The organism is Mesorhizobium terrae (assembly GCF_008727715.1).
Lineage (GTDB): Bacteria > Pseudomonadota > Alphaproteobacteria > Rhizobiales > Rhizobiaceae > Mesorhizobium > Mesorhizobium terrae.
The window spans coordinates 4158345-4172623 of the sequence record NZ_CP044218.1; the positions used below are offsets into that span (position 1 = coordinate 4158345).

Annotated in this window: 12 protein-coding genes; 5 read left to right on the forward strand and 7 right to left on the reverse strand. The window is 63.8% G+C overall.

What is annotated here, in order from left to right; translation table 11 throughout:
* Positions 1-80: 80 nt before the first annotated feature.
* A complete protein-coding gene (locus FZF13_RS21225) occupies positions 81-890 on the forward strand; it encodes an FAD binding domain-containing protein (protein WP_024925288.1) in 810 nt (269 codons plus the stop codon).
* Positions 891-1011: 121 nt separating this feature from the next.
* Here the strand turns inward: FZF13_RS21225 and FZF13_RS21230 are convergent, their stop codons facing one another.
* Together FZF13_RS21230 and FZF13_RS21235 are read right to left on the reverse strand one after the other, a co-directional pair.
* The gene (locus FZF13_RS21230) at positions 1012-2187 is read right to left on the reverse strand and encodes a GGDEF domain-containing protein (RefSeq protein WP_024925287.1); all 1176 of its coding nucleotides are present in this window, start codon (positions 2185-2187) and stop codon (positions 1012-1014) included.
* 188 nt (positions 2188-2375) lie between these two features.
* Complete coding sequence (locus FZF13_RS21235; protein ID WP_024925286.1) at positions 2376-3014, reverse strand: class I SAM-dependent methyltransferase; 639 nt, start codon at positions 3012-3014, stop codon at positions 2376-2378.
* A 240-nt stretch (positions 3015-3254) separates the two neighbouring features.
* Between FZF13_RS21235 and FZF13_RS21240 the strand changes: the two genes are divergently transcribed.
* Positions 3255-3473 carry a hypothetical protein gene (locus tag FZF13_RS21240; RefSeq protein WP_024925285.1) on the forward strand — a complete coding sequence of 73 codons (219 nt, stop codon included), beginning with the start codon at positions 3255-3257 and terminating at the stop codon, positions 3471-3473.
* 80 nt (positions 3474-3553) lie between these two features.
* Here FZF13_RS21240 and FZF13_RS21245 read toward each other — a convergent pair whose 3' ends face one another.
* Positions 3554-3775 carry a tautomerase family protein gene (locus FZF13_RS21245; protein ID WP_024925284.1) on the reverse strand — a complete coding sequence of 74 codons (222 nt, stop codon included), beginning with the start codon at positions 3773-3775 and terminating at the stop codon, positions 3554-3556.
* Between the two features lie 72 nt (positions 3776-3847).
* On the opposite strand from FZF13_RS21245, the gene FZF13_RS21250 reads away from it, so the two are divergent.
* A complete protein-coding gene (locus FZF13_RS21250; protein WP_024925283.1) occupies positions 3848-4576 on the forward strand; it encodes a winged helix-turn-helix transcriptional regulator in 729 nt (242 codons plus the stop codon).
* Here the strand turns inward: FZF13_RS21250 and FZF13_RS21255 are convergent.
* Positions 4573-6471, reverse strand: coding sequence for a potassium transporter Kup (locus FZF13_RS21255; protein WP_051504876.1), 1899 nt, complete (start codon positions 6469-6471; stop codon positions 4573-4575). The genes FZF13_RS21250 and FZF13_RS21255 overlap by 4 nt on opposite strands.
* Positions 6472-6739: 268 nt before the next feature.
* Here FZF13_RS21255 and FZF13_RS21260 point away from each other — a divergent pair, with 268 nt between their 5' ends.
* Positions 6740-8449, forward strand: a complete 1710-nt coding sequence (locus FZF13_RS21260) for an amidohydrolase (RefSeq protein ID WP_024925281.1) — start codon at positions 6740-6742, stop codon at positions 8447-8449.
* 72 nt (positions 8450-8521) lie between these two features.
* On the opposite strand, the gene FZF13_RS21265 is transcribed toward FZF13_RS21260, so the two are convergent.
* Positions 8522-9016, reverse strand: coding sequence for a GNAT family N-acetyltransferase (locus FZF13_RS21265; protein WP_024925280.1), 495 nt, complete (start codon positions 9014-9016; stop codon positions 8522-8524).
* On the reverse strand, positions 9013-9780 hold the full coding sequence (locus FZF13_RS21270) for a copper homeostasis protein CutC (RefSeq protein WP_036255218.1): 768 nt from the start codon (positions 9778-9780) through the stop codon (positions 9013-9015). The genes FZF13_RS21265 and FZF13_RS21270 overlap by 4 nt, the downstream gene beginning before the upstream one ends.
* A 271-nt stretch (positions 9781-10051) precedes the next feature.
* Here FZF13_RS21270 and FZF13_RS21275 point away from each other — a divergent pair, with 271 nt between their 5' ends.
* Positions 10052-12355 (forward strand): Tex family protein, encoded by a 2304-nt coding sequence (locus FZF13_RS21275; RefSeq protein WP_024925278.1) that lies wholly within the window; start codon positions 10052-10054, stop codon positions 12353-12355.
* Between the two features lie 924 nt (positions 12356-13279).
* Here the strand turns inward: FZF13_RS21275 and FZF13_RS21280 are convergent.
* Complete coding sequence (locus FZF13_RS21280) at positions 13280-14278, reverse strand: hypothetical protein (protein WP_081766938.1); 999 nt, start codon at positions 14276-14278, stop codon at positions 13280-13282.
* Between the last annotated feature and the right edge of the window lies 1 nt (position 14279).

The following is a 14279-nucleotide window of genomic DNA, read 5'->3' on the forward strand; positions in this document are numbered from 1 at the left end:
GGCAGTCGGAACGACTTCAAACGACTGCCGACTGCCGATTGCCGACTGCCCTGTCGAAATCTCTCTGAGGAGAACGAGCCATGTACTCCGTCACCTACCATCGGGCCAATTCCATCGCGGATGCGGCCAAGCTTTTGAAGACCGGCGATGCCAAGCTCGTGTCCGGCGGCATGACGCTGATCCCGGCGATGAAGACCAGGCTGGCGGCGCCGTCGGACCTTGTCGACATCTCGAAGATCGCTACGTTGAAGGGCATCAAGGTGTCCGGCAAGACCGTCACCATCGGCGCGGCGACGACCCATTTCGAGGTTTCCACAGACGCCAAGCTGCAGAAGGCATGCCCGGCGCTGGCCGAGCTGGCGGCGATGATCGGCGACCCGGCCGTGCGCCATCGCGGCACCATCGGCGGCTCGATCGCCAACAACGACCCGGCCGCAGACTATCCGGCCGCCTTGCTGGCGCTTGGCGCCACCATCGTCACCAACAAGCGCGAGATCGCCGCCGACAAGTTCTTCAAGGGCCTGTTCGAGACGATCCTCAAGGATGGTGAGATCGTCACCGCCGTCTCCTTCACCGCTCCCGCCAAAGCCGCCTATCAGAAGTTCCGCAACCCGGCCTCGCGCTACGCCATCGTCGGTGTGTTCGTGGCCAAGAGCAAGGCGAACGGCAAGGACGAGGTGCGCGTGGCGGTGACCGGTGCCGGCGACAATGGTGTCTTCCGCGCCAAGGCGATCGAGGCGGCGCTCACCAAATCCTTCGACGCGGCAGCGGTGTCGGGCATCAAGCTGGCGTCGGACAATCTGATGACCGACATCCACGCCTCGGCCGACTATCGCGCCCATCTGATCGGCGTGCTGGCCAAGCGCGCGGTAGCCGCCGCCAACGCCTGACGACATCGGCATCGCCGGCAAAAGGGAAGGGGCCGCGAGGCCCCTTTCGTATTGTGGAATTCATAGGGTCACGAAGCGCTCCGTCGCGGCGACCAGAATATGCGACGCGCGGTCTTTCTGCTCAATCGGCGGTGCCTGTTGACAGCAACGGATTTTCCGCCTGGGTTTCCACCCTGTCGCGACCTTGCCGCTTGGCCCGGTAGAGCGCGGTGTCGGCGCGCGCGATCAACGCGCCCAAACCTTCGCCATGACGCGCCGAGGCAACGCCGAAACTCGCGGTGAGCTGGCGCGACGCCGGCAGCCCGTCGAAACGGGTTTGGCGAACGATGCCTCGCAGCCGCTGGGCAAAGGCATCGGCGCCGGCGGCATCGCAATTGGGCAGCAGAAAAGCGAACTCCTCGCCGCCGAGACGGCCGCAAATGTCCACCTGCCGCATCGCTCCCTGAAGCAGGTGCCCAAATGTCTTGAGAACAGCATCGCCGGCCGGATGCCCGAACGTATCGTTGATGTTCTTGAAGTGGTCGATGTCGACCAGGATGAGGCTTGTCGGCCAGGCGCGAGCGCTGTTCAGCAGTTCCTGCGCGCGCTCCTCGAAACCGCGCCGGTTCAGCACCCCGGTGAGGGAATCGACCGAGCGCTCGTGGCGCAGATCCGCCATCATGTCGCTGACGGTCACGGCAAATAGGGCAAGCGCCAGCATCACTCCCAGCACAGCCAGCGAAAACTGCAAGGCCAGCCAGAATGGCGAGGCGCCGAACGCAGTGGCCGACGGGGCGACCGTGCCAACGGTCAGCACCGTGCGCGGAAAGAAGTGGAGCGAAAAGGCGAGCGAGGTCCAGAACAGGATCTTTTCCGCGAACATTCCGACCCGGAGCCGGCGCAGGCGCCATGCGGTGGCAAGGCAGACCAGCCCGTAGCCGAAATTCATGATGTAGATGCGGACGATCAGCTGACGATCGACATAGAAGAAATAGGCGACGCCGCCGCAAATCAGGCCGAGGATGGCGAGGTACGAAATCGGACCGAGACGCTGGCCGGAGCGCCGCAGCAGCCCGTCATTGAGCAAAAGGACGCTCAATGTGTAGAGAAAGGCCGAGGTTACGGCGTTCGGGCCGTGACCGTCGGGTACGCCGAGGATCTGGGACAGGGTTCCCAGGCAGAACAACAGGCAGGCCGCGCAAAAGAACAGCAGATGGCCAAGCCGTCGGTCCCGTAGCCAGATCGCCACGAAACTCGCCGCGAAAACCAGCAGGATGGCGGGGCCGATGAGCACGAGGGGGTTGTTGGGGACGCGCATGGCGGTACGGCGGCTTTCGGCTTCCGTCGGCGGTCTGGATCGCGGCGCAGGCTTCGCACATAAGCCGATGGCCCGCAACGAGCGAAGACAAGTCAGGTTACCGCCCGGTCAACGCGGCGCGCGAAACGCCGCGTATTTTGTGTGTCGAAACCCCGCAACGGGTTTCCCCGCAGTCCCGACCGTTCGCATCATCTCCTGCGCGCCACGATGTAGGGGCAGATTTCGTTGCCCTTGGTCGCATGGCGTTCATTGACGAGAATGTCGAAGCCCGCGGCGGAGATAAGCTGGCTGAGTTCAGCTTCTTTGAAGACGTTGGCGTGAGGCGCCTTGCCGATCGCGCGCATGGCGGGCAACAAAACGAGGCGGATGAGCGGGTTCATGTCGCCGACGCAAGGCGTCTTGGTGATGAACAGCCCTTCGGCCCTGAGCAGGGCGTGGATGCGGCGCAGCGTGCCGGGCAGGTCGCGCACCAGATGGAGATAGTTGAAGCCCAGAACGGCATCGAACTGTTCGACCTCGGGCGTAAGCATCTCGGCGGTGGCGACGCGAAAGGACAGCGCCGGCCTGGGGTCGGCGGCGTGCTTTTCCTTGGCAATGGCGATCATTTCGGTGGAAATATCCGTCGCGAGATAGCTTTGTACGCCACCCGCGAGCTTGAGCGCCGTCGTTCCCGTGCCGCAACCCAGTTCCAGCACCCGGGCATGCGGTTCGAGCAGGGCGCGGGTGCGGTCCAGCGTGCGCTCATAGCCGGCCGGATCGGCAATCGCGGCGACCGCATATCGCCGCGAGGTTCGGTCCCAGAAATCGGCGTCGTTCGTTGTGCTCATGAAGGGCCCGTGCATGAATTGCGGTGCGGAACTGGCGTGAAAGACGGCGGTGTCAAAGCTTCACGGAACGGTTAGTCACCGCTGCCCTTGAATGGAGGCTGGCGCTGGCCATTTGTTGGCAGCAGAAGTCAGTATGGGCGCCCGCCGGACGGCAACGAACCCGTTCCAGTCTTGTTAGCGGGCTTTCGTATTTTCGCAATGCTGCATATAATATTGGCGTTGCTGGACGGAGTAGGACCGATGCAGCTAACCGACATGCAGCGCGAGACGCTGGGACTGATGAAACAGGCACTGACTTCTCACCGCCAGGCGGCCGAGAGGGATGGATTTGATATGCTCGCCTATCTTCTGGAAATGGCGATCATCGAAGCAGGCGACATTATGCAAAGGGGTGGCGACCTCAGCCGCGGGTCCGAATTGCTGGCTATTCTGGGGCAGGATCGTCGTCACCCCCAGTGAGCTGAACCGCTGTCCGATCCCGTCGAGGTGGATGGCCTCGACGGGATCGGATCGCTTTTCAATGCACGGGCAAGCGACGTCTAGGTCGCGTGCCCGGCCATTTTCCTGACATCGGCCGCCTGCAAGGGCTGGCCGCCGATCGCCCAGTCGCCGCCTTCCACCTCGTTGATCTTCACCCAGGTGACGCCGCGCAGCTTCTCGCCCTCCACCGACACCATCGCGTCGGTAACCTTGGCGATCATCGCCGACTTCTGTTCGGGCGTGAACACGCCCTTGATCACATGAATATCCACCAGTGGCATGAGTTGCTCCTCTCGGTTGTTTCTGCGAGAATCGCACATTCGACGGCAGCGACAAGTTCAGGAACTGAACCGGTGCTCAAGCAAGCGGAAGCCTCCGACAACCGCGACCGGATCAACATTCCCGGTGGCGAAGCCTCGCTCTACGGGCAGTTCTGCCCGATCGCCATGGCGGCCGAACTGCTGGCGACGCGGTGGACGCTGGTGGTGCTCGGCGAGATGCTGTCGGGCTCGACCCGGTTCAACGATATCCGGCGCGGCGTGCCGCGCATGTCCTCGGCGCTGCTCGCCAAGCGGCTGCGCGAATTGGTGGATGCCGGTGTTCTCGACCATGTCGATGGCGAATACACGCTCACCCGGTCGGGCCGCGACCTCGCGCCGATCATCCAGGGTATCGGGCGCTGGGCATTGCGCTGGGTCGATTCGGACTGCTCGCTGGCCAATCTCGATCCACGGCTGCTGATGTGGAACATGCGCCGCAACCTGCGACCCGACCCGATGCCGCGCAGGCGCGTCGTCGTCGAATTCGGCTTCAATAGCCTGCCCGCCGACGAAGGCCGTTATTGGCTGATCGTGGCGCCGGGCATGCCGGTCGATCTGTGCTCGATCGACCCGGCTTTCCAGATCGACCTCCTGGTAACCGCCGATCTTCGCGCCATGACGTCGGCATGGATGGGAATGAGCAGTTTCGACGACGAGTTGCGCGCCGGCCGCATCGAGCTGGACGGCGACGCCGGGCTTGCCGCGAGTTTTACCCGCTGGATCGGCCAGAGCGGTCTGGCCAGCGCCGTCGAGCGAGCCTAGATCTCGATTTCGGTTCCGAGCTGCACGACCTGTGGCGCCGGGATGCGGAAATAAGCGGCGGAGCGCTCGGCATTGCGCTGGAGCATGGCGTAGAGCACCTCGCGCCAGAAGGCCATGCCGGCGACCTTACGCGAAGGAATGACCGTTTCGCTGCCGATGTAGAAGGAGACTTCGCCAAGGTCGACCGGCGCGATCAGGCCGCGCGACAGGCCGAGGCGCAGGCCACGCAGCACATCCGGCTCTTCCATGAAGCCATAGCGCAGGATGACACGCTCGAAATCGGGGCGCAGCGGGACAACGGTGACACGATCTTCATCCTTGATGCGCGGGGTCTCGGCACCTTGCACGGTGACGAGCATGACGCGCGTGGGGATGGCGCGGGTGTGGCGCAAGAAGATGCTCAAGGAAAGCGGGATGCCGCTGGCGGCGGAGGAGAGGAACGCCGCCGTTCCTGGCAAGCGTACCGGTTTCCGTTCTTCCATCGCGGCGAAGAAGGCGCTTTCCTCGGCGCGCAGATGCCGGCGGGCCTGTTCGGCAAGCATCTGGCCGCGCCGCCAGGTGAGCATCAGCATGGCGACCAGGATTGCCAGCAAGAGAGGATACCAGCCGCCCTCGAACAGCTTGATGGAGTTGGCGGCGACAAAGATCAGGTCGACGATGAAGAAGGCGCCATTGACCAGGATGACGAGGAAGAGGTTGTAACCCCAGTGACGGGCGACCAGCGCCGCCAACAGGGTGGTGATGGCCATCAGCAGCGAGACGGCGATGCCATAGGCGCCGGCCAGCGCGTCGGAGGAGCGGAAACCGAGCACGGCGGTGATGGTGGCGGCGCAAAGCAGCCAGTTGACCAGCGGCACATAGATCTGGCCGAACTCGTCATTCGCGGTCTGCTTGACGGTGAGGCGCGGCAGGATGCCGAGCTGCATCGACTGGCGGGCCAGCGAGAAGGCGCCCGAGATGATCGCCTGGCTGGCGATGATGGTGGCGATCGTGGCGAACGCGATGGCCGGAAAATGCGCCCAGTCCGGAACCAGATTGTAGAAGGGGTTGTTGGCTGCCGCTGGATCGCTCAGCAACAGCGCGCCCTGGCCGAAATAGTTGAGCACCAGGGCGGGCAAGGCGACGGCGAACCAGGCGAGGCGAATGGCGTTGCGGCCGAAATGGCCCATGTCGGCATACATGGCCTCGCCGCCGGTGACGGCGAGGAAGGTGGCGCCGAGCACCGCGAAGGAGACCACCGGATTGGCGTGCAACAGGAAAGTGAGCGCGACGAAAGGATTGAGCGCCGTCAGGATCGCCGGCGCGCGCAGCACTTCGACCAGGCCAAGCAGGCCGATGGTGACGAACCAGGCGAGCATGACCGGGCCGAAGAAACGACCGATCGTGCCCGTGCCGAAACGCTGGGCAAGGAACAGCGCCAGCAAAATCACCACCGTCAGCGGCACCACGACAGGGGTGAGCGAGGGGGCGGCCACTTCCAGCCCCTCGATGGCGCTGAGCACGGAAATGGCAGGCGTGATGGCGCCGTCGCCATAAAGCAGCGCGGAACCGACCAGGCCGACGACCAGCAAGACCATCTGCTGGCGGCCGCGCCGGCGGGCGCTGCCCTCAAGGATGGCGAGCAGCGCTACGATGCCGCCTTCGCCCTTGTTGTCGGCGCGCAGGATCAGCACCGCGTATTTCAGCGAAACGACCAGGATCAGCGCCCAGAAGATCAGCGACACGACGCCGGTTACGATCCAGGGCTGGCTGGCACCGCCCGGACCGCTGGCATTGATGGCTTGTGAGAAAGCGTAGAGCGGGCTGGTGCCGATGTCGCCATAGACGACGCCCAGCGCGGCCAGCGACAAGGATGGCGAGAAAACCGCCGCGCGACCGTGTTTTTCCCTCGTCATCGGCCCGTCCGCTGATGCGCACCACGATAGGGTGGAGGATGGCAGATTGCGCAGGCTCGTCAAGGAGATGGCGGGGCAGATTGCGACGGATTGCCGTCGTTGCCCGCGCTATGTTCGGTTTTGATCCTTGAGCAGAGATTCGGCGAAGAGCGGATGGTCTTGCCGGCGTTTTCGCGCCGGCTGGTCGCCACGTCGCGCCGGCGTGGCCGCTTGACGGGGCGCGGGCGGCCGCTAGCGTCCCGGCATCAAGAAACCGGGAGGAAACACGATGTCCACCATCAGGGGTAAAGCGTGGCTTGTCGCCAGCGCATTCGCACTTGTCGCCGGCACGCCGGCAGCTTACGCCGACAGCCAGGCGCTGATCCTGCGCGGCGCGCGCGTGCTGACCATGGACCAGCAGAAGCCCGAGGTGCAGGCCGTGGCGATCGTTGACGGCCGCGTTGCCGCCGTGGGTTCGGCCGACGACATGGCACCATTCCTGAAAGGGGCGACGGTCTATGACCTGCCGGCGGAGGCACTGGTGCTGCCGGGCTTCCAGGATTCGCACAACCATCTGATCTGGAGCGCGACCGAATTGCAGGACATCGACCTCAGTGGCGTTGCCGATGAGGCCGGCTTGCGCGCCGCGATCGAAAAGGGCGTGGGCAAATTGCCGGAAAACGCCTGGATTCGCGCCAGCTTGTGGGACCCGACGACGCTGCCCAACGCGTCGGCCGCCGTTCTCGATGCCATCACCGGTCCGCGTCCGATTTTCGTTGCCGCCGCCGACAGCCATTCGGCCTGGGTGAACACCGCGGCCCTGAAGGCGGCCGGCATCACCGCCGAGACCAAGGCGCCGGAAGGCGGTCGCATCGAGGTGGATGCGCAAGGCCAGCCGACCGGTCTGCTGCGCGAAAGCGCCATGTCGCTGGTCAGCAGCCTGTTGCCGGAATATCCCGACAGCCAGGTCGATGCGGGCCTCGCCAAGGCGATGGCCGAGGCCGAAAGCTATGGCATAACCGCCATCATCGATCCCGCCGCCAAGGAATGGATGCTGCGCGGCTATCAGCGCGCCGACGCGGCCGGCAAGCTCAATCTGCGCGTGAAGGCGGCCGTGCAGATCGAGGCCAAGGAAGGCGCCGCGGCCGGTGTCGCCAAGGTGCTCGACTACAAGGCGCGCTATGCCTCGCCGCATCTCGAAGTCAACGCGGCCAAGCTTTTTGTCGATGGCGTCATCGAGACCGGTACCGCGGCGTTGATCGAGGCCTATGTCGGCAGCAATCAGGCCGGCGACCTTTTGTTCACGCCGCAGGCGATGAAGGAGATTGCCATCGCCGCCGACAAGGCCGGGCTGCAACTGCACGCGCACGCCATCGGCGACCGCGCGGTGCGCGCCACGCTCGATGCCTACGAGGCGGCGCGGGTCGCCAACGGCACCCGCGACAGCCGTCACCAGATCACCCATCTCGAGCTGATCGATCCCGCCGACATTCCGCGCTTCAAGGCGCTCGGCGTGCTCGCCAATATCCAGGCGCTTTGGGCTTATCCGGACCCCTATATCGTCAACCTGACCGAGCCGAAGATCGGGCCGGAGCGGTCGCAACAGCTTTATCCATTCGGCGCGCTGAAGCAGGCAGGCGCTTTGCTGGTCGGTTCGAGCGACTGGAGCGTATCGTCGATGAATCCGCTCGAAGCCATCCAGATCGCCGTCACCCGGCAGGACATAGCCGACCCTAACGGCCGGGTGCTGACGCCGCAGCACCGTCTGGAGGTGATGGACATGATCAAGGCCTATACGGCGAATGGCGCTTATGCGGCCTTCGACGAGGCGCAATCCGGCACGCTGACGGTCGGCAAGCGCGCCGATATCGTGGTGCTGGGCCATGACGTGACCAAGATCCCCCCGACCCAGATCGCGGCGACGAAAGTGATGCTGACCCTGATCGAGGGAGACGCGGCCTATAAAGGCGAGGCTTTGCCCAAGCCGACGATGCCGTAACCAGCGGAGCTTGAACTCTTCGGGAGCGCGACCGGCTTAGGCCGGGTGCGGCTCCCGAGGCGAGTTCCTATTCTAATCGGCGAGTGTCTTGGCGTAGTAGCGCACGGCCTTCTTGCCGCCATGGATGACGGCGTCGCCGACCTCGCGAAACCCCAACGCGGCATGAAAAGCGTCGGAGGCGGGATTGGGCGGGTCGGCATTCACCTCGCAGGTGACGAGTTCGTGGCCGGCGGCCGCGGCGCGCGCGAACAGATCCTCGTAAAGCCGGCGCGCATGGCCGCGCCCGCGCGCGCTGGAGGCGACGACGACGCGGTCGACATAGACGAAGCGCGGATAGCGGTCGCGAAACCACAGAAAGTTCGGGCTGTCATAGGTGGCGTCCTGGTCGAAGGTCATCAGGAACGCCTCGAGCCTGCCGATGCGGCGTGCATGGAAAGACGCGTCGAGCAGAGCGGTGAGCCGTTCCGGTTCCAGCCAGGAGAGCTCGGCGGCGTGCTCGTTGTTGAGTTCCAGGACCGCCGGCTCGTCGGCGGCAACGACGGCCTCGATGGGGAGCGGTGCCGTCATGCGCGGGCGGCTGCGATGGTGGCGGCCACCAGCGCCTCGTCGGTGAAGGTGTTGCGGTATTCGCGGTCGAGATCGTCGCCGCCCATGCCGACATTCGGGTTGCGGTAGCGCATGGCGCTGGCCTCGTGCCTGAGCGAGGCGAAGTGCATTTCGGTCAGCCCGGTCTTCGCCCTGACCGCGCCGATATTGTCGGCGTCGAGCGCGCCGCAGCCCATGATGATGATGCGTCCACCCGCCTGCCTGACCAGCGCGGCCAGAAGATCGGCGCCCTCGATGGCGGTGTCGCGCTGGCCCGAGGTCAGGACGCGTCCGACCTTGCAGCGGACCAGGGCTTCCAGCGCCTCGGCTGCGTCGCGCGTCATGTCGAAGGCGCGGTGGCAGGTGACGGCGAGCGGGCCGGCTGCCTCGACGAGCGCGGCCATGCGGACCTCGTCGATGGCGCCATCGGCGGTCAGGCAGCCGACGACCACGCCGGCGACGCCGAGTTCGCGAAGCGCCGCGACGTCGGCCAGCATCGAACGATATTCGTCGTCGCTATAGAGAAAATCGCCGCCGCGTGGCCGCACGATGACGTGGAACGGAATTTTCGCCAGTTCCAGGCCCAGCCTTGCGGTGCCGAGGCTGGGCGTGATGCCGCCCTCGACAAGGCTGGCGCAGAGCTCGACGCGGTCGGCGCCGGCGCGCTCGGCGGCAAGCAGGCCGTCAATGCCTTCCACGCAGATTTCAATCACCGGGAGTTTTTTCGTCGGGTCGAGGCTGGCCAAGGTCGTTTCCAATTCGGGTTGAAGCGGGCGTTTTCGTTCGGGCGGAAGCTGGGGATGCCCTAGCACCGCATGGGATCAAGCGGAAGCGGGCAGGGCCGCCAAACAAGGCGGCCAGCGACCGTCCACGGGTCTTTCGGAGGGGGACGTTTTCCCGTCCCGGTCCCCGGTTCGGTGTTTTGTTCAGCATTTATTGTGGAGACAGCGAATGCCGCCGTACCCGCGCCACGGTGATCTTTCTATGGTCGCCGTTGCAAATCACCACGGGACCAAGATGCAGACAGAGCAGAAGATCGCAGCCGCAATCGCCACCGAGATCGGCGCGGCCACCGCCCAGGTCGTCGCCGCCGTCACACTTCTGGACGAAGGCGCGACGGTGCCGTTCATCGCCCGGTACCGCAAGGAGGTGACCGGCGGCCTCGACGACACGCAGCTGCGCAATCTTGCCGAACGGCTCGGCTATCTGCGCGAATTGGAAGCGCGCCGTGTCGCCATTTTTCAGGAGATCACCGGGCAGGGCAAGATGAGCGACGAGCTGGCGCTCAAGATCGCCGGCGCCGTCACCAAGGCCGAACTGGAAGACCTTTATCTGCCGTATCGGCCGAAGCGCCGCACCAAGGCCGAGATCGCGCGCGAGCGGGGGCTCGGGCCGCTCGCCGAGGCATTGTTGGCGGACCGTTCGCTCGATCCGCACAAGACGGCGGAAGCCTATGTGGCGGGCGAAGTGGCCGACGTGAAGGCCGCACTTGAAGGCGCGCGCGACATCATCGCCGAACAATTGGCCGAAGACGCAACGCTGATCGGCGCTTTGCGCGACTATATGAAGCTCAATGCCGTCGTCACCTCCGCGGTGCTGGACGGCAAGGCAGAGGCCGGCGCCAAGTTCTCCGACTATTTCGCCTATTCCGAAAAATGGTCGACCGTGCCGTCGCACCGGGCGCTCGCCATCCTGCGCGGCCGCAACGAGGACATTTTGTCCATCGCCATCGAAGTGGATGCCGATATCGCTTCGCCGAACAAGCCGGTGGAGCACAAGGTGGCGGCGACGCTGCGGATCGGCAGCGGCGCGGCCGACCAATGGCTGCGCGACGTTGCCGGCTGGACCTGGCGGGTCAAGCTTTCGCTGCAACTGTCGCTCGACCTGATGCGCGAATTGCGCGAGCGCTCCGAGGAAGAGGCGATCCGCGTCTTCTCGCGCAATCTCAAGGATTTGTTGCTCGCCGCTCCCGCCGGCTCGCGCCCGACGCTCGGCCTCGATCCGGGCATTCGCACCGGGGTCAAGGTGGCGGCGATCGACCAGACCGGCAAGCTGGTGGAGACGGCGACCATCTATCCGTTCCAGCCGAAGAACGACGTGCGCGGCGCCCAGGCCGAGCTGGCCAGGCTGATCGTCAAGCACAAGATCGAGCTGATCGCCATCGGCAACGGCACGGCCAGCCGCGAGACCGAGAGGCTGGTGGCCGAGCTTCTGGCCGACATGCCGGCACCGACGCCGACCAAGGTGATCGTCTCCGAGGCGGGCGCCTCGGTCTATTCGGCGTCGGAGACGGCGGCGGCCGAGTTCCCCGGTCTCGACGTGTCGCTGCGCGGCGCCGTCTCGATCGGGCGGCGCCTGCAGGATCCGCTGGCGGAGCTGGTCAAGGTCGAGCCGAAATCGATCGGCGTCGGCCAATACCAGCACGATGTCGACCAGTACCGGCTGGCCAAGGCGCTGGATGCGGTGGTGGAGGACGCGGTGAACGCCGTCGGCGTCGATCTCAACACCGCCTCGGTGCCGTTGCTGACGCGCGTTTCCGGCCTTGGCCAATCGATCGCCGAGGCGATCGTGGCGCGCCGCGACGCCGACGGTCCCTATGCCAGCCGCGCCGACCTGCTTTCGGTGCCGCGGCTCGGCGCGCGCACCTTCGAGCAGTGCGCCGGCTTCCTGCGCATCCGCGACGGTGCGGAGGCGCTCGACGCCTCGTCGATCCACCCGGAGGCCTATCCGGTGGCGCGCAAGATCGTGGCCAGCTGCGGCCGCGACATTCGCGCGCTGATGGGCGACAGCACCTCGCTGCGCAAGCTCGATCCAAAACTGTTCGTCGACGAACGGTTCGGCCTGCCGACGGTGAAGGACATCCTGCTCGAATTCGAGAAGCCGGGCCGCGACCCGCGCCCGGATTTCAAGACGGCGACCTTCGCCGACGGCGTCGACGACATCAAGGATTTGAAGCCCGGCATGCTTCTGGAGGGAACCGTCACCAATGTCGCCGCCTTCGGCGCCTTCGTCGATATCGGCGTGCACCAGGATGGGCTGGTGCACGTCTCGCAGCTTGCCGACCGCTTCGTGAAGGACGCGCATGAGGTGGTGAAGGCCGGCGACGTGGTGAAGGTGCGGGTCGTCGAGGTCGACGTGGCGCGCAAGCGCATCGGCCTGACCATGCGACGCGACGGTCAGGCACCGGAACGCTCGACACCGGCGGCGAAACCGGCACCCGGCGGCGGCAAGAACCACGCCAGCAAGCCGGACAATCGAGGCGGCCAGTCGCAACAGGGTTCGTTCGGCGCGGCGCTGTCGGAGGCGCTGCGCAAGCGCTGAGAAAACCGGCCTTTTACGACGGCTCCGGCGTTCGCCGGGTAGAGCGATCGCGGCACCAGGTTTGCACCGGCGTGGCGATTGGCCTATGTGAGCGGGCATCAACGGGCAGTCGTCGATACGTGAACACCAACGCAAAATCGGGCGGGCAGGGCGCCTATGGCGATCATCGCCTGTCCATCGCGCCGATGATGGACTGGATGGATACTTAAATAAATTCAGCTAGTTATGAGATGTTGTGTGCAAAAAGCGCACACGAAAGTTCTGCTTCTCTTCTTTTTTCGTTCCCACGAAGGAGCCGCCGACAGGCCTTTTCGGACGCTCTCCTGCCGACGATATTTGCCGCTCCTATGCGGAATGTTCGCCGGAATATCCGTGGACTTCATTGTCCGCTGCGGTGTCCAGTTTGCCTGGGGTTCTTGGAAGCTTTTCGAACTTTCTGGCTGGTGCCGCCAGCCGAATTATCCGGGCTAGTGGAGGAAATCAGGCTTGATTGACCTGCACACGGTCTAGCGATGTTAGAAGCAAGTTTGGCACCGCTCGACGGCAGAATGATTTCCGCTGACTGATTGTGCGGAGCCCTATCTTCCTAATAACGCTTCCAACGACTTGGCGCCGGAAGACTGAGTATCGAGTGTCTGGACCCTTAGCGGAAGGCGAAGTCAGTCGGCTTCGCGCAATTTGTGCGAGACGAGGGCAACGCCTATTTTCCATATCTAAGCGTCTAAGGGCAAATCGACTTCGTCAAGATCGCAAATAGCCCAAAACTGAACTCGGCGATGGAACCTGCAGGTAGGCCAAAAGCGTGATCGTTGGTTTTGACGGGTAGTGCCGCAAAGCACATTTTTGCCTTTCGGCGCGCACTGCCTGAAGGCTGTCGCGCCGAAAAGATGATGGAGGGGTGCGCACTCGAAGTGAAGGGTCTATTTAGAGGGGTGCAACCTTCCACGAAAGCACATGATATGCAGCCGACCAACCGGGGTTTGTCTGCGAAAAAAACACGATGGCTGGACCAACCTTGTTTCGATTTGTGATGTGGTCCGTGGCGGAGACGCTATATGCGTCCGAGAAATTCTGACCATCTCTAGAGAACGACCAAACGAAATTTGAGCCGTTGTAGGTCAATCTCGACCAAATCGGAGATGAAGGCGCTGGCAATCCCGTATCTGAAAAAGCACTATCGTTGGAGTAGCTATCGAACCCGGTTCCACCGGACATTTTCAAATAGTCAAATCTATATGCACTGTTTCCGTTGGCGCTTATGCCGAACGTGATGGTCCGGCTGTTCGCAACGTCCCTGACGGCTATCCCTGGTAAATTGTATGTGGACAATGGGCCTGAATACACTGTCAGCATTGTGGCTTGCCAATTCCCGGATGGCGCATCGACTTCTGCCATCATCGCACGGTTGTTCGCTACCGTGCTTGCCGTGAGTGCCATGCCTCTGGAGGTTGCGGTAATAGCTGCGCCTACTGGCGCAGTGGTCGATGTTGTTAGAGCAAAATTCGCCGCGATTGGCTTTGCCACTGCAGAATAATTCAACCAATCGACATCCCCGCCGCTACCACTCCCTGTGGTTGCAATCGTGATGCTTCCTGGGCCATTTAGGATCGCAATTCCTGGCCCCGCGGTAATAGCACCCGCTTGCGGGGGATGACCACTGGAGCCAATGAGAACCTGACCATCGGTCAATGGGGTAACTCCACCAAAACCACCGGTCCCGTTGTTGAATTGGATGGAATTTTGCTGCCCACCAGGTGCAATGTTGGTCACGCAGTTCCCAAGGGCATTGAAATTCGCCATCACTTGCGTGGCGTCAGCAACTTGTCCATTCGTCAATTGGTTCGGTAGAACGCATTGGCCGAATGCTGCCTTCGTAGCAACGAGGACCGTGCCAAAGGCAAGAGCGAAATTGATCTTCCTCATC

What these genes read in the sequence shown, in the direction of transcription:
- FZF13_RS21255 (WP_051504876.1), bottom strand. Translation starts at nt 6,471, where the DNA reads ATGACGAGGGAAAAACACGGTCGCGCGGCGGTTTTCTCGCCATCCTTG.
- FZF13_RS21275 (WP_024925278.1), top strand. Translation starts at nt 10,052, where the DNA reads ATGCAGACAGAGCAGAAGATCGCAGCCGCAATCGCCACCGAGATCGGC.
- FZF13_RS21235 (WP_024925286.1), bottom strand. Translation starts at nt 3,014, where the DNA reads ATGAGCACAACGAACGACGCCGATTTCTGGGACCGAACCTCGCGGCGA.
- FZF13_RS21260 (WP_024925281.1), top strand. Translation starts at nt 6,740, where the DNA reads ATGTCCACCATCAGGGGTAAAGCGTGGCTTGTCGCCAGCGCATTCGCA.
- FZF13_RS21230 (WP_024925287.1), bottom strand. Translation starts at nt 2,187, where the DNA reads ATGCGCGTCCCCAACAACCCCCTCGTGCTCATCGGCCCCGCCATCCTG.
- FZF13_RS21265 (WP_024925280.1), bottom strand. Translation starts at nt 9,016, where the DNA reads ATGACGGCACCGCTCCCCATCGAGGCCGTCGTTGCCGCCGACGAGCCG.
- FZF13_RS21245 (WP_024925284.1), bottom strand. Translation starts at nt 3,775, where the DNA reads ATGCCACTGGTGGATATTCATGTGATCAAGGGCGTGTTCACGCCCGAA.
- FZF13_RS21225 (WP_024925288.1), top strand. Translation starts at nt 81, where the DNA reads ATGTACTCCGTCACCTACCATCGGGCCAATTCCATCGCGGATGCGGCC.
- FZF13_RS21240 (WP_024925285.1), top strand. Translation starts at nt 3,255, where the DNA reads ATGCAGCTAACCGACATGCAGCGCGAGACGCTGGGACTGATGAAACAG.
- FZF13_RS21280 (WP_081766938.1), bottom strand. Translation starts at nt 14,278, where the DNA reads ATGAGGAAGATCAATTTCGCTCTTGCCTTTGGCACGGTCCTCGTTGCT.